The 24,025-nt window shown below is 62.6% G+C and carries 20 protein-coding genes; 10 read left to right on the top strand and 10 right to left on the bottom strand.

Annotated elements, in window-relative coordinates; translation table 11 throughout:
- Positions 1–97: 97 nt before the first annotated feature.
- The 5 genes from ACDK93_RS02625 to hemH form a co-directional block, all read right to left on the bottom strand.
- A complete protein-coding gene (locus tag ACDK93_RS02625) occupies positions 98–316 on the bottom strand; it encodes a hypothetical protein (protein WP_458071035.1) in 219 nt (72 codons plus the stop codon).
- 144 nt (positions 317–460) lie between these two features.
- Positions 461–967, bottom strand: a complete 507-nt coding sequence (locus ACDK93_RS02630; protein WP_458071036.1) for a DUF1993 domain-containing protein — start codon at positions 965–967, stop codon at positions 461–463.
- Complete coding sequence (locus ACDK93_RS02635; RefSeq protein ID WP_458071037.1) at positions 964–2,343, bottom strand: TCR/Tet family MFS transporter; 1,380 nt, start codon at positions 2,341–2,343, stop codon at positions 964–966. The genes ACDK93_RS02630 and ACDK93_RS02635 overlap by 4 nt, the downstream gene beginning before the upstream one ends.
- Positions 2,344–2,433: 90 nt before the next feature.
- Positions 2,434–3,279 (bottom strand): alpha/beta fold hydrolase, encoded by an 846-nt coding sequence (locus ACDK93_RS02640; protein ID WP_458071038.1) that lies wholly within the window; start codon positions 3,277–3,279, stop codon positions 2,434–2,436.
- Positions 3,263–4,396, bottom strand: coding sequence for a ferrochelatase (gene hemH / locus ACDK93_RS02645; protein WP_458071039.1), 1,134 nt, complete (start codon positions 4,394–4,396; stop codon positions 3,263–3,265). Before hemH ends, ACDK93_RS02640 begins: the two co-directional genes overlap by 17 nt.
- 122 nt (positions 4,397–4,518) lie before the next feature.
- Here hemH and ACDK93_RS02650 point away from each other — a divergent pair, with 122 nt between their 5' ends.
- The 4 genes from ACDK93_RS02650 to tatC all read left to right on the top strand — a co-directional run bounded on the left by ACDK93_RS02650 (position 4,519) and on the right by tatC (position 6,889).
- Positions 4,519–5,208: a lipid-binding SYLF domain-containing protein gene (locus ACDK93_RS02650; RefSeq protein ID WP_458071040.1), complete on the top strand. Its 690-nt coding sequence runs from the start codon at positions 4,519–4,521 to the stop codon at positions 5,206–5,208.
- A gap of 63 nt (positions 5,209–5,271) precedes the next feature.
- Positions 5,272–5,538, top strand: coding sequence for a twin-arginine translocase TatA/TatE family subunit (gene tatA, locus ACDK93_RS02655; protein WP_458071041.1), 267 nt, complete (start codon positions 5,272–5,274; stop codon positions 5,536–5,538).
- Between the two features lie 24 nt (positions 5,539–5,562).
- Positions 5,563–6,129: a Sec-independent protein translocase protein TatB gene (gene tatB / locus ACDK93_RS02660; protein WP_458071042.1), complete on the top strand. Its 567-nt coding sequence runs from the start codon at positions 5,563–5,565 to the stop codon at positions 6,127–6,129.
- Positions 6,116–6,889, top strand: a complete 774-nt coding sequence (gene tatC / locus ACDK93_RS02665) for a twin-arginine translocase subunit TatC (protein ID WP_458071043.1) — start codon at positions 6,116–6,118, stop codon at positions 6,887–6,889. Before tatB ends, tatC begins: the two co-directional genes overlap by 14 nt.
- Positions 6,890–6,914: 25 nt before the next feature.
- On the opposite strand, the gene ACDK93_RS02670 is transcribed toward tatC, so the two are convergent.
- Both ACDK93_RS02670 and ACDK93_RS02675 read right to left on the bottom strand, forming a co-directional pair.
- On the bottom strand, positions 6,915–9,089 hold the full coding sequence (locus tag ACDK93_RS02670; protein ID WP_458071044.1) for a primosomal protein N': 2,175 nt from the start codon (positions 9,087–9,089) through the stop codon (positions 6,915–6,917).
- Between the two features lie 433 nt (positions 9,090–9,522).
- Positions 9,523–10,728, bottom strand: a complete 1,206-nt coding sequence (locus ACDK93_RS02675; protein ID WP_458071045.1) for a DUF3667 domain-containing protein — start codon at positions 10,726–10,728, stop codon at positions 9,523–9,525.
- Between the two features lie 135 nt (positions 10,729–10,863).
- Between ACDK93_RS02675 and ACDK93_RS02680 the strand changes: the two genes are divergently transcribed.
- Together ACDK93_RS02680 and sppA are read left to right on the top strand one after the other, a co-directional pair.
- A complete protein-coding gene (locus ACDK93_RS02680) occupies positions 10,864–12,267 on the top strand; it encodes an MATE family efflux transporter (protein WP_458071046.1) in 1,404 nt (467 codons plus the stop codon).
- A 42-nt stretch (positions 12,268–12,309) separates the two neighbouring features.
- Positions 12,310–14,190 carry a signal peptide peptidase SppA gene (sppA, locus tag ACDK93_RS02685; RefSeq protein WP_458071047.1) on the top strand — a complete coding sequence of 627 codons (1,881 nt, stop codon included), beginning with the start codon at positions 12,310–12,312 and terminating at the stop codon, positions 14,188–14,190.
- A gap of 39 nt (positions 14,191–14,229) precedes the next feature.
- On the opposite strand, the gene ACDK93_RS02690 is transcribed toward sppA, so the two are convergent.
- A complete protein-coding gene (locus ACDK93_RS02690; protein WP_458071048.1) occupies positions 14,230–14,433 on the bottom strand; it encodes a hypothetical protein in 204 nt (67 codons plus the stop codon).
- Positions 14,434–14,547: 114 nt separating this feature from the next.
- Between ACDK93_RS02690 and ACDK93_RS02695 the strand changes: the two genes are divergently transcribed.
- The gene (locus tag ACDK93_RS02695) at positions 14,548–15,330 is read left to right on the top strand and encodes an SDR family oxidoreductase (RefSeq protein ID WP_458071049.1); all 783 of its coding nucleotides are present in this window, start codon (positions 14,548–14,550) and stop codon (positions 15,328–15,330) included.
- 37 nt (positions 15,331–15,367) lie between these two features.
- Here the strand turns inward: ACDK93_RS02695 and ACDK93_RS02700 are convergent, their stop codons facing one another.
- A complete protein-coding gene (locus tag ACDK93_RS02700) occupies positions 15,368–16,312 on the bottom strand; it encodes a DegV family protein (RefSeq protein ID WP_458071050.1) in 945 nt (314 codons plus the stop codon).
- Positions 16,313–16,916: 604 nt separating this feature from the next.
- Here ACDK93_RS02700 and ACDK93_RS02705 point away from each other — a divergent pair.
- From ACDK93_RS02705 to ACDK93_RS02715, 3 genes are all read left to right on the top strand, one after another.
- Complete coding sequence (locus tag ACDK93_RS02705) at positions 16,917–19,811, top strand: TonB-dependent receptor plug domain-containing protein (protein ID WP_458071051.1); 2,895 nt, start codon at positions 16,917–16,919, stop codon at positions 19,809–19,811.
- 79 nt (positions 19,812–19,890) lie between these two features.
- Positions 19,891–21,732 (top strand): tetratricopeptide repeat-containing sulfotransferase family protein, encoded by a 1,842-nt coding sequence (locus tag ACDK93_RS02710; RefSeq protein WP_458071052.1) that lies wholly within the window; start codon positions 19,891–19,893, stop codon positions 21,730–21,732.
- Positions 21,710–22,318 (top strand): 2OG-Fe(II) oxygenase, encoded by a 609-nt coding sequence (locus tag ACDK93_RS02715; RefSeq protein WP_458071053.1) that lies wholly within the window; start codon positions 21,710–21,712, stop codon positions 22,316–22,318. Before ACDK93_RS02710 ends, ACDK93_RS02715 begins: the two co-directional genes overlap by 23 nt.
- Positions 22,319–22,398: 80 nt before the next feature.
- Here ACDK93_RS02715 and ACDK93_RS02720 read toward each other — a convergent pair whose 3' ends face one another.
- Positions 22,399–24,018 carry a tetratricopeptide repeat-containing sulfotransferase family protein gene (locus tag ACDK93_RS02720; RefSeq protein ID WP_458071054.1) on the bottom strand — a complete coding sequence of 540 codons (1,620 nt, stop codon included), beginning with the start codon at positions 24,016–24,018 and terminating at the stop codon, positions 22,399–22,401.
- Positions 24,019–24,025: the final 7 nt, after the last annotated feature.

A 24,025-nucleotide genomic window follows, 5' to 3' on the forward strand; every position in this document is an offset into this window, starting at 1 on the left:
GAGCGCCGCCCGCTGGCGGCGATGCGCCGTCATTTGCTCCGGCCGAATCGACGGCAAAACGGCCAAGACGTTCGACGTGCTGCCCGACCGCGTCAGCCTAGGCGCCCAGCATGGTCAGAAATTGCTCACCGGTGGCCTGGGGGTGCAGCAACAGGTAGCGCGTGCCGATGCTGCCTTGCCGGCGCGCAGCCGCCCTGCAGAGCAGACCATCGCAAGCGGGTTCCCATAGTGGCGTTTTCGCATCCGCCGCCCATGGGCGATGGCTGATCAGACCGTGCTGCGGGCCGCCGACGATGACGTATTCGATATCTTTCATAACTGCGTGCTCGCTGAGGGTGGAACCGCCGGGTTCCCCGAAGTCGAAGCAGGGGCCGAGCCAGCGCCGCAGCGCAAAAAGTCGAGCCCATCACAGTTCCGAATTCACGTGGCGACGGCGCGCAGCCATCGCCACGTGAAGGCATCAGGCCTTGCCGATGAAGTCGTGCTTGCCCAGCTCAGCACCCGTCTCGCGCAGAATGTTGTAGGTGGTGGTGCAGTGGAAAAACAGGTTGGGCAAAACGAAATCCAGCAGGTAGCTCTGGCCTTCAAAGTTCAGCTCGCCGTTGCGGGTTTTCATGCTGATCGCGCGCGTTTCGCTGCCGTCGATCTGCTCGGGGGTAAAGGTCTTGATGTACTCGACCGCGCGGGCGATGCGTGCCTGCAGTTCTTCCAGATTGGTCTCGGTATCGTCGAACTTCAGCGGCTCCACGCCGGCGAGGCGGGCCACGCCGTTCTTGGCCATGTCGGTGGCGATCTGCACCTGCTTGACCAGCGGCAGCATGTCGGGGATCAGCCGCGTCTGCAGCAAAGTCTGGTCGGTGACGCTCTTCACCGCGGCGTGCTCGCCGCCCTTCTTCAATACATGGGCGAGGTTTTCGAGCGCGCGCACGGTCACAGGTACGGCGGTCTGATACATCGAAATGGTCACGGGAGTAGCTCCTTAGGGTCGTGCGGAAAAGTAGGTTTCTGTCGGGCGTCGCCGGCGTGCGGCTCCTGGCGCGGCGTGTCGGGTGCAACGTGCTTGAAGGGCACCGCCGGCGCGATATTTTCGCCGGCAGTTGGCGCCACTATCTTGTCGGCGCGCGTCATGTTGAAGGCGATAAGCGCGGAAACCAGCAGCAGCGCGGCGCTGAGAATGAACGCCGCGCCCGGCAAGTGCACCGGCGCGTGGTCGCTGATGAACAGCGCGAAGATATTGGCGAACAGCGCCGGGCCGAAGATGCCGGCAAGGCTGGCCAGACTGGTCAGCGCGCCCTGCAGCCGGCCCTGTTCGTGCGGATCGACCTGCTGGGTCATCATCGACTGCGCTGGCGGACCGGCCAGTCCGCCCAGGCATAGAAACGGAATGCCGGCCAGGAAAACCCAGGCGACCGGCGCCAGCCCCAAGAAGAAGTAGCCGACCACGCACAGCAGCAGACCGCCGATAATCAGTCGCCGTTCGCCGAACGTCGGCATCAGTCGCCGCACCAGCACTGCCTGCACCAGCCCGCTGCACAGGCCGACCAGGGCCAGCGTGTAGCCCACCGCCTGCGGCCCCCAGCCGTAGCGATAATCGGTGTAGAGCACGTAGGTCGAATTGAGTGAGAACTGCGCCAGGTTGATCAGAAAAAACACCGCGGCCAGGCCGAACACTTGCGGATAGCGACGCAGCAGCATCAGCGCGCCCAGCGGGTTGGCTTCGCGCCAGGCGAATCGCGCCGTGCGTTTCTCTTTGGGCAGCGACTCGGGCAGCACGAACAGCCCGTACGCAAAGTTGATCAGCGACAGCACGCCGGCGATCCAGAACGGCAGGCGGATCGACAGGTGGCCGAGAAAGCCGCCCAGCGCCGGGCCGATGATGAAGCCGACGCCGAAGGCCGCACCGAGCGTGCCGAACGCGGCGGCGCGCTTCTCCTTCGGCGTGATGTCGGCGATATACGCATTGGCGGTCGAAAAGCTGGCCGCACACACGCCGGAAACCGCGCGCCCGACAAACAGCAGCCACAGCGACGGAGCCACCGCCATCACCACAAAGTCGACGCCCAGCCCGAAGCTGGAAATCAAGATTACCGTGCGCCGCCCGTAGCGATCCGATAGCGCGCCCTGCACCGGCGAAAACACGAACTGCATCAGCATGAACAGCGCGCCGAACGCGCCCGACCACACCGCCGCCTTCGCGATGCTGCCGCCGATCAGATCCACGATCAGATGCGGCAACACCGGGATGATGATGCCGAAAGCCAGCATGTCGACCATCACCGTGACGAAGATGAACGTCAGCGCGGCGCGACGGTGGTGAGAAGGGGAAGTCGGCAGCGAATTCATGAGGGATGACTGGTCAATGAGACGTGCACGATAACCGAACGCTGCCGCACAATCCTGCGGTCGAAACGCATTCGGGCCTGACCGGCGGAGCTAGGCCGGCGAGACAATCCAGTCGGCCACGGCGGCCGGTTGCTCCAGATGCAGATGATGGCCGCCGGCGAGATGGCTGACGACGATGTGCGGCACGCCATCGGCGCGCGCCTGCATCGCGGCGCCGGGCAGGTAGGGCGTGGCCGGCTCCGCCAGCAGCAGCGCGCTGGGCGCCTCGATACCGCGAAGGATGGCGTGGATCTGCGACTCGGCCTGGCGCACGGCGCTGGTCTGCATCAGCCGCGAATCGCTGCGCCAGCGCCAGCCGCCGTCGGTCTCGATCAGGCCGCGCGTCACGATCGGTCGCGCCAGCTCGGCCGCCAGCCCGCTGGCCATCACCCGCGCGCTTACGGCCTGCTCGACATCGCGAAACACGCGCAGCGGTTTACGGCTGCTGACGTGCGGGGTCATTGCTTCGCGAAAGCGCTTCAAGGTCTGCGAGCCGTCGTCGCCGAGCGGACCGAGGCCTTCGATCAGGCGCAGCCGTTCGATTCGCTGCGGTGAGGCAGCCGCGACGAGCGACGCGATGCCCGCGCCCATCGAATGACCGAGCAGGGCGTAGCGATCGAGCTGCAGCGCATCGACAGCGTCGAGCACCGCGCGTACGTAGTCGAGGTAGTGGTAGTTCGCGCCGGGCGCCAGGTGATCGGAATGGCCGTGACCGGGCAGGTCCAGCGCGATCACCCTGAACCACTCGGTCAGCCGCGGCGCGAGCAAGGCATAGCTGCCGGCGTTGTCCAGCCAGCCATGCAGGGCCAGCAGCGGCGGGGCGCTATCGTCACCCCACACCTGCGCGGCCAGCGCGAGGTGCGGCAGCGCGATGCGGCGCTCAGTCGGCGCGAGCACGCAGGGCCTCCGCGCGACGGTCGGCGTCGATCACGCGCTGTTTCGCCGCGGCGGGATCGTAGTCGGTGGCAAATTCGTCCCAGCCCTGGCCGTGGCGCAGGATCAGTGCAGTGAGACTACTCACCTGCTCGGCGCTGTCATTCAGCGCGGGGATGTAGCGCAGCATGCTGCCGCCGGCCTCAATGAAGAACTCGCGGTTCTGCATCGCGATTTCTTCCAGCGTTTCCAGGCAGTCGACCGAAAAACCGGGGCAGGCGACGTCGAGACGTTTCACGCCCTCGGCGGCGAGCTTGCGCACCATCTGGTCGGTATACGGGTGCAGCCAGCGTTCGCGTCCGACGCGCGACTGAAAGCTGATCACCAGCTGGTCCTCGGTCAGACCCAGACGTTCGCGCAGCAGGCGGGCGGTCGCATGGCACTGGCAGAAGTACGGATCGCCGGCGTGCAGATAACGCTCGGGGATGCCATGGAACGACAGCAGCAGCTTGTCGCCGCGGCCGTTGACCTGCCACCAGCGCTCGACGCTGGTCGCCAGCGCGTCGATATGCGCCGGATCGTTGTGATAATCGTTGATGAGGCGCAGCTCGGGCGGCCATCGCAGCTTTTTGTACGTGTCCATCACCGCGTCGATCACCGAGCCGGACGACGTGGCCGAATACTGCGGATACATCGGCAGCACCAGCAGTTTGCGGACGCCTTCGCGCTGCAGTTGTTCGATGGTGTGGGCGACCGACGGCTCGCCGTAGCGCATCGCCAGGGCGACGCGGATCGGACTATTCGGGCGCTGGCGGTTCAGCTCGGCCTGCAAGCCGGCGGCCAGCGCCTCGCTGCCGACCCGAAGCGGCGAACCCTGTGCGGTCCAGACCTTGGCGTAGGCGTGCGCCGAGCGCGAGGGCCGCAGCCGCAGAATCACCCCGTGCAGAATCAGCCACCACAGCCAGCGCCTTATCTCGATGACGCGCGGGTCGCTGAGAAATTCGGCCAGATACGGCCGCACGGCTTTGGCCGTCGGTGCGGCCGGTGTTCCCAGATTGACCAGCAGCACGCCAGCCTGAACGGGCGGCATGGGTTGCCCGTTGGAATGACCGGCAACGCCGGTATAGTTGTTGTAAGGCATGGTGGCATCGCGCTTGAAGCAGGCGTATGAGTCTGCCACAAGCCTCACGCACTGCGACGCGCTGCGTCATTGCCTCATTGGTCCCCAGCCTCAAATTTTCCCCACCTCTAGCGGAGCACTCCATGTTCAAGACACCACTGCATCGCCTGCTGCTGATCGGCGCGGCCCTGTTGCTGCCTGCCATGGCCGTGCATGCCGAGGACCCGCCGCTGGTGCGTGCGAAGAATGCCGTGCGCGTACTGACCGAGATCATGGAAGCGCCTGACAAGTCGATCCCGCAGGATCTGCTGCGCGATGCGAAAGCGATTGCGGTGATCCCCGACGTGCTGAAGGTCGGCTTCGTGTTTGGCGGACGCCGCGGCGAGGGCCTGATATCGGTGAAGTCGCCGGACGGCACCTGGTCCAACCCCAGCTTTGTCACCGTCACCGGTGGCAGCATCGGTTTCCAGGCCGGCGTGTCGTCGACTGACGTAGTGCTGGTGTTCCGCACGCAGCGCGGCGTGGATTCCATCGTCAACGGCAAGTTCACCGTCGGCGCCGATGCGTCGGCTGCCGCTGGCCCGGTGGGCCGCACGGCAACCGCCTCCACCGATGCGCAGATGAAGGCCGAGATCTACTCCTATTCGCGCTCGCGCGGCCTGTTTGCCGGCGTGGCCATCGATGGCGCGGCGCTGCGCATCGACTACGACGCCAACGAGGCGGTGTACGGCGCCGGCATCACGCCGCGGCGCATCTTCGAGGGCGGCGTCAGCAATGTGCCCGGGCCGGTCGTGGATTTCCGCGACCGCCTTGAGGAGTACACTTCGCGCTAGTTATTGCGCTCGGGCTGGCGTCTGAGCTTCACGGGTTAATTCGGAATCGGTTCAGAGGTCATCATGGGTTTTGACAGTATGTGGCACTGGATCATCCTGCTGGTCGTGGTGCTGCTGGTGTTCGGCACCAAGAAAATCCGCAATCTCGGGCCGGATCTCGGCGCCGCCATCCGCGACTTCAAGAAAAGCGTCAGCGGCGACGACGAAGCCAAGCAGAAGGAGGCTGAAGCCAAGCGTCAGGAAGCCGAGCACCTGCGCGCCGACCCGCCGGTGGACACCACGCGCACCGGCACCACGCAGGGCCAGCGCGACTCCAGCGAAACCAGGTAGGCGCGCGGCAGGCGGAGCGCGGCAATGATCGAGCTTAGTCTCGGCAAAATGGTGCTGCTCGCACTGATCGCCTTGATCGTGCTGGGCCCGGAAAAACTGCCCGGCGCGGCCCGTACCGCGGGCGCGCTGCTGCGCCGCGTCCGCAGCGGCTGGGACAACGTCAAAGCCGAGGTCGAGCGCGAGCTGGAGATCGAAGAGCTCAAGCGCAGCGCGCGCGAGGCCGTGGCCAGCGCCGAAGCGGCGCAGCAGCACGTCAAGAACACCCTGAAGGAAACGCACGATCCGTTTGCCGAGGCGGCTGCGATGGTCAAGCTGCAGCCATCGGCATCCAAAGCGGTGTCGCAAGATGCGGCGTCGCCGGAGAAAATGACCACCGCAGGTCCGTTGGCTCCGTCGCCGGCCAATGCCGATGCCGAAAGCGTGGTGCCGGCAAGCCCGCCGCACCTGGCCGATGTGTCGGATGAACACATGGTTGCCGATGGCGAGCCATCGCCTGAGGGTGTTCAAGCCGAGCTGCCGCTGGATAAACCGCGGCCCGGTCCGGAACACGGGCCGTCACTGCACAAGGACGCTCCGCATGACAACGCCTGAGGCGGACGTTTCCGACGCGGAGGAAGGCCTGCAGGGGCTTTTCTCGCACCTGCTGGAACTGCGCCTGCGCCTGATGTGGGCGGTGGGTACGGTGCTGGTCGTGCTGATCGCACTGGTACCGTTTGCCAACCGGCTGTATGCCGAGCTGGCCAAGCCGCTGGTGGCGCGCTTGCCGCAGGGTGCGCACCTGATTGCCACCGAGGTCACCAGCCCGTTCATTACGCCGCTGAAATTGGCCTTCTATACGGCTTTATTTATCAGTATGCCGATGGTGCTTTATCAGCTGTGGGCGTTTGTCAGTCCCGGCCTGTACAAGCACGAAAAGCGGCTGGCGCGACCGCTACTGGCCGCGGCGCTGGTGCTGTTCTACATGGGCGGCGCGTTTGCGTATTTTCTGGTGCTGCCGGCGGCGTTTCGTTTCCTCACGGCGGTAACGCCGCAGGGCGTGGAGATGATGACCGACATCACCCACTACCTCGATTTCGTGATGCTGATGTTCTTCGCCTTCGGCCTGTGTTTCGAGGTGCCGGTGGCTGTGGTGATCATCGCGGCGATCGGACTGGTCGATCTGGAAAAGCTGCGCAATGCGCGGCGCTACGCGATCTGCGGCGCGTTCGCGATCGCCGCCCTGATCACGCCGCCGGACATCACCTCGATGCTCATGCTGGGCATTCCGATGTGTCTGCTTTACGAGCTGGGCATTCTGGCGGTGCGCTGGCTGGTCAAGCCCGGTTCGCTGCGGCACGATCTGACGGAATAACTGTGTTGCCGAATCGTTCGGCTGATCAGTAAAGATCGATGGGGTCGACGTCCAGCGACCAGCGCACGTGCCGCGCCTGCGGCATCGCCGTGAGCGCCAGCCGCCATGGCCGCAGCAGTCCGTGCAGCGCGCTTCGGCTGGCTGCTTCGAGCAGCAGCTGACCGCGATGGCGGCCGGCGCGCAGCGGCATCGGTGCGGGCATCGGCCCGGCAATCTGCAGCTCGGTACTTTCCGCCAGCGCGGCGTGCGCGGCGGCGAGAAACGCATCGACCGGCTCGCGTGCGGATGCATCGGCGCGCAGCAGAATTTGATGGCTGTACGGCGGCAGCTGTATCTGCCGGCGCTCGGCCAGCAGGTCGCGTGCGGCCGCGGCGTACCCGTGAGCGAGCAGGCCGCGCAGCAGCGGATGCTCGGGCTGATGAGTCTGCAGCAGCACGCGTCCGGGCTTGCGCGCGCGTCCGGCGCGGCCGGCGACCTGCACGACCAGCTGGGCCAGCCGTTCCCCGGCGCGGAAATCCACGCTGTGCAGACCCTCGTCCACGCCGACGATGGCGACCAGGGTGAGGTTGGGCAGGTCGTGCCCCTTGGCCAGCATCTGCGTACCGACGAGGATCGCCGGCTGATCGTTCTGCAGCGTGGCCAGCAGCTGTTCGAACGCATCGCGCCGGCGCGTGGTTTCGCGATCGACGCGCAGCACCGGCACCTGCGGAAACTGCGCGATCAGCGCCTCTTCCAGACGCTCGGTGCCCTGGCCCTGGGGCTTGAGATCGGCTGAGGCGCATACAGGGCAGGCAGCGGGCACGCGCTGGCGAAAATCGCAGTGATGGCAAAGCAGCTGACGGCGACCGGCGTGCAGGGTCAGCGGCCGGTCGCAGTGCGGGCAGTCGGCGTGCCAGCCGCAGCTGTGGCACAGCAGCACGGGCGCGTAGCCGCGGCGGTTGCGAAACACCAGCGCCTGTTCGCCGCGCGCCACGGTTTCCGCGACCGCCGCCAGTAGGGCCGGCGACATGCCGTGCTCCAGCCGCTGTGCGCGCATGTCGACGATCTGCACCTGCGGCGGGCGGATCGCGCCGGGCCGCGCGCGCAGATGCAGCGTCCGGTAACGGCCGGTCTCGGCGTTGGCCAGCGATTCCAGCGAGGGCGTTCCCGAGCCCAGCAGTACCGGCACATTCAGCGCGCGCGCGCGCACCACGGCCAGATCGCGGGCGTGATAGCGGAACCCTTCCTGCTGCTTGTAGGCGCTGTCGTGTTCCTCGTCGACGATGATGATGCCGGCCTCCGGCAGCGGCGTGAACATTGCCGAGCGCGTGCCCAGAATGACCCGCGCGCTGCCGGCGCGGGCGCGCAGCCAGGCGCGCGCGCGGTCGCCTTCGGACAGGTTGGAGTGCAGCACTTCCACGATCACGCCAAGCCGCTCGCGCAGGCGGCGCACGGTCTGCGGCGCCAGGCCGATTTCCGGCACCAGCAGCAGCGCCTGCCTGCCCTGCGCCAGCACCTGTTCGATCAGGGCGAGATAGACCTCGGTCTTGCCGCTGCCGGTCACGCCGTCGAGCAGGAACGGCTGATATTCGCCCAGGTGCGCGCTGACGGCCGCGACCGCCTGCTGTTGTTCGTCGTTCAACTGCGGCGGCAGCGACGCTGGCAGGGCATGATTCAGCGGCGGCCGTTCGCTGCGCTCGATCAGGCCGGCCGCGGCCAGCCGCCGGCTGGCGTCGCGCCAGCCCGGTAGGCGTTCGGTCAGCTCCTGCGCGCTGAGGGCGCGTTCGGCCAGCACGGCCAGCAGCTGCCTGCTGCCGCCGCGCCGGCTGCCGGCGTCGTGCGCGCTCTGGCCGGCGGCGCTGAGCGACCAGTACTCCTCGCCGATGGCCGGCAGCGGCCGCGGCTCGCGCAAGGCCAGCGGCAGCGCGTTGGCGTAGGCCTCACCCGGCGCACCGAGCCAGTAGTCGGCGGCCCAGGCCAGGGTCTGCATCAGCTCGGCATCGAGCAGCGGTGCGTCATCGAGCACGCGAATCACCGACCTCAGCCGGCCGCTGCCAACCGCGGTGTGTGCGTCGATCTCCACCACCACGCCAACCAGCTTGCCGCGACCGAACGGCACCCACACGCGGCTGCCGACCTGGGCCGACCCGTCCTGCGGCGGCAGGTAGTCGAACAGGGTCGGCAGGGGCACCGGCAGGGCAACGCGCAGAACGTCAGGCATGCTTTCCTCGTGGACGATCAGTGTAATCGGGATGCTCCTGCATTCACCTGACGGGCAATGCCCGCGCCGAAAGAGCCGTTTGGCGAGCTTGCGCGCACCTGCTGCCCACCTATCGAGAAAGGCGGGCTAAGTGGCTCTGGCAGGTAAGGTTTTGCGCTTATCCACAAGACCTGTGGATAAGTCTGTGGATGCAAAGGGGAGCGCAGCCCTCAAGGCCCGCCGTGACGCCCTTCAGGACGGCATGGCCAAGATTTCATCAAGAAAAAAAAGTACCATAAATCAATAATTTGAAATTTTGCGTCACCTGGCGTTCACGCAATTGACCTAAGCCCTTCACATCGCTTGACAGTCCGGTGACGCTGTGCAAAACCAACTTCCGCGTTCGCCCATAGATCCTATTTTCAGGCCACTTCGCCCCCGCGGGCAGGCCGTTTCAGTAGGTAAAACTGAGCACGCCAGCGATCACCAGCGCGAACGTCAGCAGCACGAAGTAGCACCAGCCGGTCAGCACGTATTTGACGATCGTCATCGGCCAGCCCTGGCGATAGACCCGCTTTTGCATCAGCAGAAGATAGATGGGTGCCCAGATCCAAAGCGCCACGTTGATCCAGCCCAGCGGCGCGGCCAGCCAGGGGGCGACGGGTTTGGCCCAGTCGGCCATCAGGGCCACCAGCGCGCCCAGCATCAGGCTGAGGAAAAGAAAGGCATGGCTGTGCAGCACCACAATCAGGTGCTCCACGTACAGCCGACGCTTGAAGACGTAAAAAATCTTCAGCAGCAGTGCAAAAATCGGCATCAGCACAAACATGGTGGGCGGCAGAACGCCGAAAAAGCTGCCGATCAGCCGCTGCTTGGCGTCCTCGCGCGCGGCGCCGTCGCCATGTTTGAACGTGCGCCAGTTGGCGAGCATGTGTTCGCCCATCCGTGTAAGGCTGGCGTTGACCATGTTCGGCAGCCAGGCGATATGAATGGGCTGCATCTTCTTGTCATCCCAACTCTTGCTGTCCGCGCGACGGCCCGAAGCCGAGCGCATCGTGGCCGTTGACGCACTCGCGGGCGGCGCGGCGAGCGAGGCCGCCGATATGGGCGCAGCGCCGAGTGCCGTGAGTCGCTGATTGGCCTGTTCGCGGACCTTCTGTGCCGCGATATCCATTTCCGCCAGTTGTGCCTGCGGCATGACGGCAGGCATGCGCGCCTTGTTCAGTGCTTCCAGCTTGGTCTGCAGCGTTTCGCGAACTTCCTGCGCACTGTCGGCATCCTTGAAGTCATCGCCCAGATCGATCGTTGGCGCGTGGTTGCGCAAATCGATCTTGTCGCTGACCGCGTCCATCCGCAGGTGAATGACAAAAAAGGCCAGCAGGCTCAGCGTGAACATCAGCCGGAAGGGTGCGATATAGCGCACACAGCGGCCACTGAAATACTCCAGCGTGAGAAAGCCCGGCTTCAGCAGCAGCGGGGGAATCGTGTGGATGACCCGATGATCGACGTTGAAGATGATGTCGATGGTGTCTTCCAGCATGCCGTGGATCGGCTTGATGGCGCTGTGGATCGATTGTCCACAGCGATAGCAGAACTCGCCCTGCATGGGCGTGCCGCAATTGGCGCAGTGCCGACCTTCGTAATGGGTGAGCTGTTTCATCGCGATCCCCGTGCGGTGCTCCCGCTGCCTCGTTGATCTTTGCACACGCCGCCGCGTCTGGCAGCCAGGGTGTTGTGCCGACGGCCAGAGCCGGCGGCTCGGGTAGAATGCCCCGCTCATGAATACGCCACGTCGATGAAAGCCTTCCGCCCCGAGCGTGCGCGTCTGACGCACGAGCTGCATGCCACCGTACGTCTCGCGCTGCCGCTGGTGTTCGCCCAGCTGGCGGCGATCGGCAGCAACGTCATCGATGCGCTGCTGGCCGGACATTTCAGCGCGCACGTGCTCGGCGCCGTGGCGGTTGGCGCGAGCATCTGGTCGCTGGCCATCGTCAGCGGCATCGGCATGATGATGGCGGTGCCGCCATGGGTGGCGCAGCTCGATGGCGCCGGCCGACGGCTCGAAGTCGGTGCGGTGTTTCGTCAGGCGCTGTGGCTGGCGATCGGCATGGGGGTGCTGCTGTGGTTTGCCGTGCGCCATGCGATGCCGTTGATCGAGCTGATGGGCGTGACTCCCAGCCTGCGCCATGACGTGCAGGCGTTTCTGCTGGCGATCAGCTGGGGCGCGCCGGCGCTGACGTGTTATTTCGCCCTGCGCGGTTTGTCCGAGGGTTTGTCGCTGACCCGGCCGTCGATGTATTTCAGCCTGGGCGGTCTGGCGCTGCTGGTGCCGCTGGGCTATGTGCTGATGTTCGGCAAGTTCGGCTTGCCGCCGCAGGGCGCGCACGGTTGCGGCATGGCCACCGCGGCCGTGCTGTGGATCGAGATGCTGGGATTGGGTCTTTACGTGCTGAAACATCCGAACTATCGCGGCCTGGGTCTGCTCGATCATTTCGAATGGCCGCATCTGCGGCGCATCGGGGCGTTGGCGCATGTCGGTCTGCCGATGGCGGTCACCCTGCTGGCCGAGGCCGGGCTGTTCGTGGCTACGGCGCTGATCATCAGCTCGCTGGGCGAAGACGTGATCGCCAGCCATCAGGTGGCGATCAATATCGCCTCGCTGTTTTTCATGATTCCGCTGGGCCTGGCCATGGCGATTACCGTGCGGGTCGGCAACGCCGTGGGCCGGGGCGATGCGCGCGGCGTGCGCTACGCGGGTTTTTGCGGCATCGGCCTGACCCTGGGCACGCAGCTGGTCTCGGCGGCGCTGATGCTCGGCCTGCCGCATTTCATCGCCTCGTTGTATACGCACGACCCCAAGGTGATCGCGCTGGCGGTGCAGCTGATCATGCTGGCCGGGCTGTTTCAGTTTTCCGACGGCATCCAGGTGGCGTCGAACGGTGCGCTGCGCGGGCTGAAGGACACCCGCGTACCGATGGCGATTACCTTGTTTGCCTACTGGGTGATCGGCATGCCGCTGGGCTGGTGGCTGACGTTCCACCGAGGCATGGGCGCGCGCGGCATGTGGATGGGGCTGATCGCCGGCCTGTCGGTCGCCGCCGTGCTGTTGTTTGTTCGATTCTGGCGCAGCGCCTGGCGCCATCGCTGGCAGCGTGCCGCAGTGACCGAGCCGATTTTACCGGCTACGCTTGGGCTCTGAATTCGCCCATCAACCCCTCACTACCTCACACGAGCAGCACGCATGACGCCACCACTGCCGCCGCCCCGCCGCCCGCGCGGTTTCTGGGCTTTTATCCGCTCGCTGGGGCGAGGCATCAACGTCGTGCGGCTGGTGATCATCAACCTGCTGTTTTTTACCTTGCTGTTCATCGTGGCATTGGCGATCGCCGGTGGTGTGGCCGGCGGCCGCGTGGCGCGCACGCTGCAGAACGACAGCGTGCTGGTGCTCAAGCCGCAGGGCCAGCTGGTCGAGCAATACAGCATCGACCCGCTGCAGCGAGCGCTCGATGGATTGTCCGGCAACGAGCCGAAGCAGGTGCAACTGCGCGACATCGTCGGCGCGATCGACGCGGCGGCCAAGGACAAGCGCATCACCCGCATCGTGCTGCTGCCGGATGAACTACAGGGCGGCGGTTTCGCCGCGCTGCACGAGGTTGGCGCGGCGCTGGACCGGTTCCGCGCCACCGGCAAGCCGGTGATTGCGTGGGCCGTGAACCTGGACCAGAGCCAGTATTATCTGGCCGCGCACGCCGACCGCCTGCTGGTTGATCCGCAGGGCGGCGTGATGCTTGCCGGTCTGGCCGATTACCGCCTTTTCTACAAGAACCTGCTGGACAAGCTCGGCGTCGACGTGCACCTGTTCCGCGTAGGCCAGTTCAAGAGTGCGGCCGAGCCGTACATCCTCGAACAGGCATCGCCCGAGGCGAAGCAGGCCGATAGTTACTGGCTGGGCGGCCTGTGGGATCAGTACCTCGCCGAGGTGGCTACGCTGCGCAAGATCGATCCGTCGACGCTGCGCGCCGATATCGACAACCTGCCGCAGACCATCGCCAGCACGCAGGGCGATCTGGCCCAGCTGGCGCTCAACGAGCATCTGGTCGACGGCCTGGCCACGCGTGCCGATCTGATTACGATGCTGCGCAAGCAGGGCGTGCCCGCCGACGCCAAGGGACACGGCTTCCGCCAGGTGGATCAAGCCCGCTATCTGGCAACTCAGACGTCTTCGGCCGGCGGGTTTGATCCGGGGGTAGCCATCGTCGTGGCCGAAGGCGAGATCGCCGGCGGCAAGCAGTCGCCCGGTTCCATCGGCGGGGAGTCCACCGCCGCGCTGATCCGGCAGGCGCGCGAGGATCGCAAGACCAGGGCGCTGGTGCTGCGGGTCAACTCGCCCGGCGGCGAAGTGTTCGCGGCCGAGCAGATTCGCCGCGAGGTGCAGCTGACGCGCGAGGCCGGCATTCCGGTGGTGGTATCGATGGGCGACGTGGCGGCCAGCGGCGGCTACTGGATCTCGATGAACGCCAACAGGATTTTCGCCGAGCCGAACACGATTACCGGCTCGATCGGCATCTTCGGTCTGTACTACTCCATCCCCAACACGCTGGCGAAGTTCGGCGTGCAGAGCGATGGCGTGGCAACCGGCCCGATGGCCGGTGCGTTCGACATCACCCGCCCGCTGGACCCGAAAGTCGGTACGGTGATCCAGGCGATCATCAACAAGGGCTATCACGACTTTGTCGGCAACGTGGCTACCGCGCGCGGCAAGAGCTACGACGCGATCAATGCCATTGCGCAGGGCCGCGTGTGGACCGGGCAACAGGCGCTCGACCGTGGCTTGGTCGATCAGCTCGGCGGTCTGGGCGACGCTGTGTCCGATGCCGCGAGCCTGGCGAAACTGGGTAACGACTATCCCGTGCGCTACATCGAGCCGCCCACGGGCGGGTTCCAGCGTTTTCTGCTCGGCCTCAATCAGAGCGCCGGTGTCCGCATCCTGCAGTCCTGGGGTCTGCGCCTGCCGAGCTGGGTCGCGCAGATCCCGGCACTGGCACCGGAGCTGCAGCTGCTGCGCAACGCCAGGGCGGGTACGCCCAACATCTATGCCGACTGCCTCTGCAGCCCACACTGAATCGCGGCGTCTGCTGCGCGTTCGGGATGCGCGTGACAACTATTGTTGCTGCGCCTCGATCTGCTTGCGCTGCTCCTCGGCCTGCCGGTCGACGGTTTTCTGCACGTCCTTCGCCCGCTGCTCATCGGCGCGCATCGCATCGAAGGGAGTTTCGACCGGCGGCGCTTTCGCCACTGGCTCGGGTGGCTTGCTGGAGCAGGCGGCCAAGGCAAGCGCGCCGAGCAGGATCGGTAGCGGCTTCATGAGATTTTCTCTGGCGGGTTCGAGTAATCCAGTGTCCTGCCACGGACTCGGCCGGGCAAGGTTTGTCTTGCCGGCAACGATGCGCGCGAACGGCAGAGGCTTTAAGCTGCGCGCATGAACAGCCGCATCGATGCCTGGCAACTTCAGGGCCACACCGCTTTGATCACCGGTGCCAGCAAGGGCATCGGTTATGCCGCCGCGCGCGAGCTGGCCGGCCTTGGTGCCAACTTGCTGCTGGTCGCCCGCGATCCGGATTATCTCGAACAGGTGATGGTCGAACTGGCCGACGACTTCCCCGAGGTCGAGGTGCTGGCCTTTGGCGCGGATCTGACCCAGGCCGAAGAACGCCTGGCTGTGTTCGACTGGATTGCCGACCTTGGCGCGCCGCTGTCGCTGCTGATCAATAACGCCGGTGGCAACCAGCCGCTGGCCACGCTGGATTATCGCAGCGACGAATACCGCCAGATATTCGAGCAGAACGTGTTCGCCGCGTTCGAGATGTGCCGGCTGGCGCACCCGCAGCTTGTGCAACATCCGAACGCGGCCATCGTCAACGTCGGCTCGGTGTCCGGTATCACGCATGTGCGCACCGGCTCGGCCTACGGCATGAGCAAGGCCGCGCTGCATCAGCTCACCCGCAATCTGGCTGCCGAATGGGCAGTGGACGGCATCCGCGTCAACGCGGTCGCGCCCTGGTATATCCGCACCCAGCGCTCGGAGCCGGCGCTGGCCGACGCCGATTACCTGGACGAGGTTTTGGCACGCACGCCACTGAACCGGATCGGCGAGCCCGAGGAGGTCGCGGCGGCGATCGCGTTCCTGTGCCTGCCCGCTGGCAGCTATATCACTGGTCAGGTGCTGGCGGTCGATGGCGGCTTTCTGAACTACGGGTTTTGAGAGGTTGTGGCGGTGCTTAACCGCCGACGTGCCCGCTCTAAAAGTCCGCTTCGTGCTCTTCGGCAGCGAAACCCAGCGTAACGGCGCCTTCGCCGACATTGACCATGCCGGTGATGCCCATTGGCGCCTCCATCAGCTCCACGCCGCACTCCTGGCAAGCGGCCTGCAAACCGGCGTAGCCGGGCAGGGTTGCCAGCACCGCCAGATCGCCGCCGTAGCTCACGCATACGAAAGGCACTAGCAGGCCGTTTCGCACGCGTTGCGAGGCATAGGCGAACAGCGCTTCGGCGCCGTGCTCGAAACCGCGCACCTTGCCAACCGGCCCGGTTTCGCCACGATAGCCACGCAGCAGCGGCTTGATGTCCAGCGCCGAACCCAGCATGGCGCTGAAAAGGCTGACGCTGTGATCATTCTTTTTCTTGGCGCGCGCGCGCAGGTAATAAAGATCGCGCGGCAGCATGTAGCCGTAACTGTTGTCCGCGATATAGGTCAGGCGTTCGCGAATCGCCCCGGGCGTCTCGTGGGCTTCGATCATCCGCGCCGCCTCGTATACCGCAGGCGCCGATCCCGCAAAAATATTCCGTGTATCCACCACCCGCATCATGAAGGGCCCCGGGACGGCAGCGGCTTCGCGCACCTTGCGATAGTTCTTCAGCACCGCAAAGCTCGCGCGGTTCACGCGCTCATTTATCGTGCTGCGTGTCGCCATGATGGTGAGGCAGAACATGCAGTCGTGGTCGAGCACGAGCTTTTCCAGAAACAGGCTCTCGACCTCTTCAACCGAACACGGCTCCGTTTCCGCCGAGTGACTGCGACTGCCCAGACGGCGATCAATGAAGCGCTGCATTTCGGCCGGCTCGCGGTCGTCCATGAAAACCTCGCCGTCCACCCGCACGGTAATCGGCATCACGACGATCTTGTGCCGCTGCAGAAACGCCTGCGAAAGATCGCACCCTGCATCGATAGCCAGACCCATCCGCATCTCTCGTCCCCCTCATGAAAGGCAGGCGAAACATAGCATGCAATGTTATCGACAGCGCGGGGAGGTGGTGCATCAGATCCACCGGGTCGATGTGCTTGACAGAAATAACGAGCAGCAAAGTCATCTGGCGAGCGGATCCAATGGCGGTTTGATCGCTCTTGTTGAATGCGGTCATCTCACCTGTGACTAGATGACCGTATTGCAGTTGACACCGTGCGCTACTAGGCGGCGTACGGGACGAGAGCATTTCTCGGCGTAACTTGTTGCGTTCTTGTTCTTGGCAAATATGTCCATAACAGGTTGTTTAGAAACGTTGTTCATGTACAAATTTTGTTGACAACGCGTAAAATACGCGTGATAAATGCAGCATAGGGTGAAGTTACGTTAAGCGCGTATACGTGGGACGCCCGTTTCTGCGCGTCATTTATGCGCCGCAGCTGAAAAGTGGCTAAAGTGTTTATAAATCGCTAACATATTGTTAGTTGGTCTGGGTTTCGGGTTCGGTTGTTGAAAAACATTGGCTTAGGGGAACTTTAGGCCGGGTCGCATTTTTTTGGGCAGATCACTTCTGACCCATAGACGATAATTAATCGGAGGGTGTCGCATGAAACTTGGGGTCACAAAACTTTCTTCAGCAGTGCGTCTGGCGCTGTCTTTCGGCGCTGTTGTCGCCGTCGGCATGTCGGGAACGGCATTCGCACAGGACACCAGCAGTTCCAGTACTGACGCGGCCAACCAGCCAGCCAAAAAGACCTCGACGCTGGATACCGTGGTCGTCACCGGCTCCAACATCCGCCGCGTCGATCTGGAAACGTCCAATCCGGTGCAGGTCATCGATCGCGCTGCCATTCAGCAGAGCGGCAAGCAGACGCTCGGCGATCTGGTTCAGGAAATTCCGTCCGTCGCTGGCGCAGGGGCCAACCCGCGCGTCAACAACGGCGGCGGTACGGGTTCCTCCACGGTCTCGCTACGCGGCCTCGGTGCCCAGCGTACCCTGATCCTGGTCAACGGCCATCGCGTCACCAACAACGACGTCAACACGATTCCGGCCAGCATGGTCGAGCGCATTGAAGTACTGAAGGATGGTGCCTCGGCGGTTTACGGCTCCGATGCCATTGGTGGCGTGGTCAATTTCATCCTCCGTAACGATTTTCAGGGTGCGCAGATCAGCGCGAACGTGGGTCAGTCTGATCGCGCAGACGGCGACAGCTCTGGCTACACAGCCACATTCGGCACCTCATCGGACAAGGGCAATGTCGTTGCTGGTATCGATTACAACAAGTTCGATGCGATTTCCTCGGCAAACCGCGCTTTCTCGAAGAACGCTACCTATCTGTACTCCGGTTCAGTGTTCAATGGCGGCTCAAGCCGTACCCCAAGCGGATACTTGCAGTTTCCGAAGGCGGTAGCGGCGGCCAATGGCTGCAAAGGCGGCACGCTTTCCTCGACTCAGCCTGGGGCGGTGACAGCGGCCGACTATCGCTGCTACACCGGCACCGATGGCTACAACTACGCTACCCAGAACCTGATCCAGACTCCGCAGGAACGCACCAACGTTTTCGCGTTGGCCAACTACAATTTCTCGGACAACGTCACGGGCTACTTCGACGCCTTTTACAACAAGACTTCCTCGCAATTCGCGCTGGCGCCACTGCCATTTGACGCGCAGACGGACGGCGTCACTATCTCCGGTCAGAATTATTACAATCCGTATCCGGGTCAGGAATTCGGCCCGAACGGCAACGAGTTCAAAACTCGTTTCACGACGCTCGGTCAGCGCGTGGGCGCCTACAACACCACCACCGGCCAAGCCGTTGCCGGACTCAAGGGCAATTTCGGCCAGGACAGCAGCTGGCAGTGGAACGCTGACGTCGACTACGGTCATCTCAGCGAGCTGCACCAGAGCGGTGGCTATTTGTACCTGAACGGACTGGCTGCGTCGGGTGCTTTTGGCCCGTCGTATCTGGATCCGACCACCGGTACGGTGACCTGCGGCCAGCTCGGCGCACCTATCGCCAACTGTACTCCGATTAACATTTTCAATGTTAATGATCCGGCGACCATTACTGCACTCAAGCAGTATGCTGCATCGCCGTACTATACGACGACGTATATCTCCAAGCGCGGAGAGGTCAGTGCCAACGGCAACTTGTTCAGTCTGCCGGCTGGTGAAGTCAGCCTCGCAGTCGGCGCCGACTACGACAAGGAATACCAGAACAGCGGCGTTGACTACATCGCCCAGACCACCGGGTCGGCGGGTACCTGCTTCGTATCGCAGTCGGCTTGCTCCACTCCGCTCTCGGGCGGTTACAACTACAAAGAAGCATATTTCGAACTGTTTGTGCCGATCCTGGCCGATGTGCCGCTGGTCAAGTCGCTGAATGTGACTGTGGGTTCGCGCTACTCGAATTACTCGTCCGCTGGCACAACGCGGAACGACAAATTTGCTCTTGAATGGCGTCCCTTCACCGACCTGCTGCTGCGCGGCACGGTGACCGGCGTGTTCCGTGCCCCCCAGGTGAGCGATCTTTATGCCGGTGGTACGGGTAACGCTCCGCAGATCAACGACCCGTGCAACGGCTATACAGGCGGGCACGCCGCGGCCTGCGCGAACGTTCCGACTGACGGCAGCTACGCCCAAGTTGGTTCGCAAAGCACGGGCGTCATCTCTGGCTCTGTAGCCGCAGGCTATAACCTCAAGCCGGAGTACGGTAAATCGTTCGATTTTGGCTTCGTGTATGACCCCAGCTGGGCACCGGGCATGTCGTTCAGCGCCGATCTGTGGCGTGTGCAGCTGAATGACACGATCACGGCGATCGGCGCGCAGACGGTACTGAATGCTTGCTACAACGATGCAACCAGCCCGTTCTGCCCGTTTATTCACCGCAGCACTAGCGGCGGCAATATCCTTTATATCGCTCAGCCAACGGTGAACCTCGGCGAGCTCAACACCAAGGGTATTGATTCCAGCTTCAAGTATAAGATCCCGCACTTTGACGTTTTCGGTCAGAACTACGGCGATCTGGGTTTCTCCCTGGATACGACCTACCTGATCCGCTACAACAACGATACGGCTCCGGGTACGGTAGGCGACGTTACTGAACACCTTGCCGGCAAGTACAACAACAACTACGGTAACTTCTCTCGTTTCCGTGGTCTGGGTATGCTGACCTGGACAGACGGTCCATGGGACGCCAGCTGGCGCACGCAGTACGTAGGTTCGGTAACGATCGGCTCGGCGGATCTGACGCAGGGGTCCAGCGCTGACATTGGCATTAAGGGCGTTGAGATTCGCTACGGTGCGCAGATCTATCACAACGTATCGATTGGTTACAATCTTGCGGCTTATCACACCCGGTTCGACTTCGGTGTCAACAACGTGTTTGATCTGCAGCCGCCGCTGATGTATCAGAACAATGTGCTGAACTCCAATACCGATACCAACACGTACGACACGATTGGTCGCTATTTCTGGGGCCGAGTCACCGTGACGTTCTGATCCAAGATGGCGTCGTTATAATCCAAACCGCGTGGCGTAGGCCACGCGGTTTTTTTTCACCCATTGAACAGGCTCGGTAATGGCAGATTTCGATATCGAACGCATCGTTACGCTGTTGCAGACAGGGCATGCCGACCTCGCTGAACAAGAATGTCGTCGTTTACTAATGGCGGAGCCCGATCACGAGCTCTTACTGACAATGCTCGGAATGGCGCTCCAACAAAAGGGTAAGGCTGATCAAGCAGGTCACATCTATGAGCGCCTCACCTGGTTGTATCCGGGAGTAAGCGAACACTGGAGCAACCTAGCCACGGTACTTCGCGAAGCGGGCAAAATGCCTGATGCTGAGCGAGCCTATTTGGTAGCGCTAAAACTGGCACCCGATAACGTCATAACGCTCGGCAATATAGGACTGCTGTACAAGGAGCTCGCGGACTACGTCAAAGCTCGTGACTATCTTCTGAAAGCACTGCGCGGCCGGCCCGACGACGTTCAAATGCGTCTGTATGCAGCGATGGCATGTTTTGAATGCGCTGACAGCAAGCAGGTGGACAGCTTGATTGCCGACTGGCATCAGTGGCCACCCCTTGATGATGAGCTTCGTCTTGACCTTGCATGGCTGCTTGCGCAAATGGGCCGCATCGATGAGGCCGAACGCCTGCTCAACGAATCATTGGATACGGAAGGAAAGCAGATACGTGCACGTGTACGCATGATTCTGCTGCTGGAGCGGGTGAATCGGCTCGACGAGGCGCGTGCGATTTTGAGCACACTGCCTGATCCGCTAAGCATCAGCGACAAAAGTGAACGCAATGAAGTGATCGGTGCCATGGGCGCGATGGCTCAGCGCGGACCCGATCCAGCAATTACGCGCCAACTTCTTGAACAGCTTCTCGCGCTCGCTCCCGAATCGCGTGAACAGAGCAATCTGTACTTCGCACTGGCCAAGGCGTGCGACAAGGATGGCGATACGCAGGCCGCACTGGCTGCACTTGCGCTTGCGCATACTTTGCAAATGAAGGGCGCCGCACAACTGGTGCCGGAACTGCTGTTGCCGGAAGTGCAGCCTCTCGCGCCTTCGTTGATACGAATGACCACCAAGCAGGCAGCGGGATGGCAATTTCCCGTCAGGTTGGACGCACAGCCGATGTCCCCCATTTTTGTGGTTGGCTTTCCGCGTTCTGGCACCACGATGCTTGAACAAATGCTTGACGCTCATCCGTCCCTCGCCTCCATGGACGAACAGCCGTTCATGCAGAATCTCGCCGAGCAGGTCATTGACCGAGGGTTACTCTATCCGGAAGCATTGGGCGACCTCGATGTCGCCGGTTGTGAGTCGCTGGTGAGGGCGTATTGGGAACAAGTTAATTCGGTTGCTAAGTTGAAACCCGGCCAGCGCCTGGTAGACAAGAATCCGCTCAACCTGCTGCACATTCCCCTCATCTGTCGACTCTTTCCGGATTCGCCAATCATCCTCGCCCTGCGGCACCCTTGCGACGTGATTTTGAGTTGCTACATGCAGAATTTTCGTGCCCCCGGGTTTCAGGTGCTGTGCTCGTCGTTGGATCGCCTGGCGCGTGGCTACGTCAACGGAATGAACTACTGGATCTACCATACGGAATTGCTCAAGCCGCGCGTATTGAATTTACGCTACGAAGACTTGCTCGATGATTTTGATGCCGAGGCCGAGCGCATCGGCCGGTTCATCGAGATCGAGGACGTGACGCCGCTGAAGAGTTTTCATCAGCATGCGCAGCGGAAAGGCTTCATCAGCACGCCGAGTTATTCGCAAGTTACGCAGCCGCCAAACAAGTCGGCAGTGGACAGATGGCGTCGTTATGAAAATGCCTTCACTCCTATACTTCCGCTATTGAAAAAAACCATGGAACATTGGGGTTATGAAAGCCGAGCCAACGCCTGATAGACCGTGGTCAGCCCTGAATGCAAAAAGCTACGTCCAGACTTTTGACGACGCTCTACCAAAGGCTTTTTGCGAACAGCTGATAGCGTCGTTCCAGCAGACCACAGATCGCCATTTGGTTCGAAGCCCCGGCTGGCGCGCGGGGCTCGATGCGAGCTCATGGACCGAACTCGACATTTCGGCACTGGCAGATGACGCTTTCAAGGGCTATTTCTACAAGCAGGTCGAAGATCACCTGGCTATATACAACCAGCGACTCGGCCTGACTCTTCCCGTGCCATCATCGCCCCTGATTTCGGAAATGCGCATCAAACGCTATCGTGCGGAAGCACGCGAGGAATTTCAACCTCACTTCGATGCCATATACGAGGTGGCAAATCGTTACCTGGTCTTTCTCTGGTACTTGAACGACGTTGCTGAAGGTGGAGAGACAGAGTTTTGCGATCTTGGCATCAAGGTTTCGGCTCGGGCGGGACGTTTGTTGATGTTTCCTCCTTACTGGATGTATCAGCATGCAGGGCGGCCGCCGCTCTCCGGCGATAAATACATCCTGTCGATGTATATGCTTTTCCCTGGTAACCGGTAACGTTTGCCAACGTATGTTGCCGCTGCCCTATCGCAGGGCATCGCCTAGTCGGCGCATAAGCAATCAGGGCGTAACGACAGTCAGACCTCTGGGATCTTCAGCAGGTCCGGAAGGTAGGTCACGTAGTGGCGCCAGCGGTCGACAGACGACGTGTATACCGGCTGGCGGGCCTGCCAAAGGCTTGCCGTGCTGATCGACGCCTGGGCGCCGGCTGATCTGGAAAAATCGTGCGGTGCCAGGTCCAGCCAGGACACAAGTTGGCTGAGGCATGAAGCAGGGTCGGCTGCCAGTGCTTCGTACTTGAGTACCTGTATCGCCTGGGGATATCGAGCGAGCCAGTGCTGCTTCATTCTCTTGCAGCCGTCCAAGACGACGCGTATGTCGGAGAGGTCGTATGCATAGCCCTGCGTTCCGCCACTGAAATATTGTGACCAGAGAGATACCGCTGTATCGCGCGGATTGCGTTCGCAGAACACGATCTTTGCGTTGGGATACATCGCCATGATCACGTCCACGCGCAGCAAGTTGAGTGGCTCCTTATCGACAAACCATTTTGCGTCGAAGCCGTCGTCTTGAAGCAGATGAGGTTCGTAAATGCATCTCGCTTTCTCCAGCGACGTTACGTCCGCGTAACCAGACAACTCAAGGGTTTGCGCAAGCTGTGGAAGCCACGGAAGCTCCCCGCGATTGCAGACATCGGGGTGGCGCGAGAGAAGCTCAGCCGCAAGGGTAGTACCGGAACGTGGTACTCCCACAATGAAAAGCGGAGCCCAGTTCGCCGGTCGCTTCTTCAGTGGAGACCTGGCGCGTGCCGTCAATCGCGAGGCAATGGCGTTGTGCCAAAATTTGCGTGACCAGGGCTTATTTCTTCTCACCAACGCGTTGGCTTCAAAGAAATACTTCGCCGCCAGCGCATAATTTTCGAGATCATCGTGTGCCTTGCCTAGCGCGAAAAGCAACGAAGCGCGCGCCGACGCATTCATGTCGACTCTATCAAGAGCGGCTTTGAAAAGCACAAGATCCGGGTGTTCCGCATCCCTGTAGCGCTGCAGGTTGCTTAAAGCGACAGCCGCATTCCACTCGAACGCCTGAGCATGATTGTTTATCGCGTACAGATAGCGTTCCCTGGCAACGTCGAACGACCCGAGCTGAATCTGCAGCATGCCCGCGTAAGCGTGCAATCGCGCATCTGTTGAGCCGGCCGCAATCCGGGCTTCGCAGATCGATGCTGCGTCCGCTTGCTTACCAGCGCCGTCAAGCAGCTCAATGGCAGCGATGGTCAGGTCAGCGTCGTCGCACTCGCTACCCGGCTTAAAAAGCGCTCTCAAGGTTTCCGCCATCGCTTTCGCACGGCCCTGCGTGTCGAACATGCGCGCCAGCAAAAATGCCGCGGCAGCGTCGTTGGGGCAGTCGAGGAGCAGCGCTCGCAGCATATCTTCCGCCTGCAAGGTGCGCCCAGTCTGCAGGTAGACGCTGGCCAGCGATCGCCGCAGGTCGACCGAGCGGGGATATTTGTCAACTGCGGTCTCCAACAACTTGCTCGCCGCATGAGCGTCATTTTTGAGAATGAGTTTTTGCGCGGAGTCCAGCCAGTCAGCCTCCATGGAGTTCGTTAGCTTCAATGCGAGCGTATCGAGTGCGGCGTCCCGCACTCGATGGCTATCGGAAGTTGGAACGCCAGTGCGATTGACTGCGGTCACGGGCAGA

The sequence above is a fragment of the Rhodanobacter sp. BL-MT-08 genome (assembly GCF_054161255.1).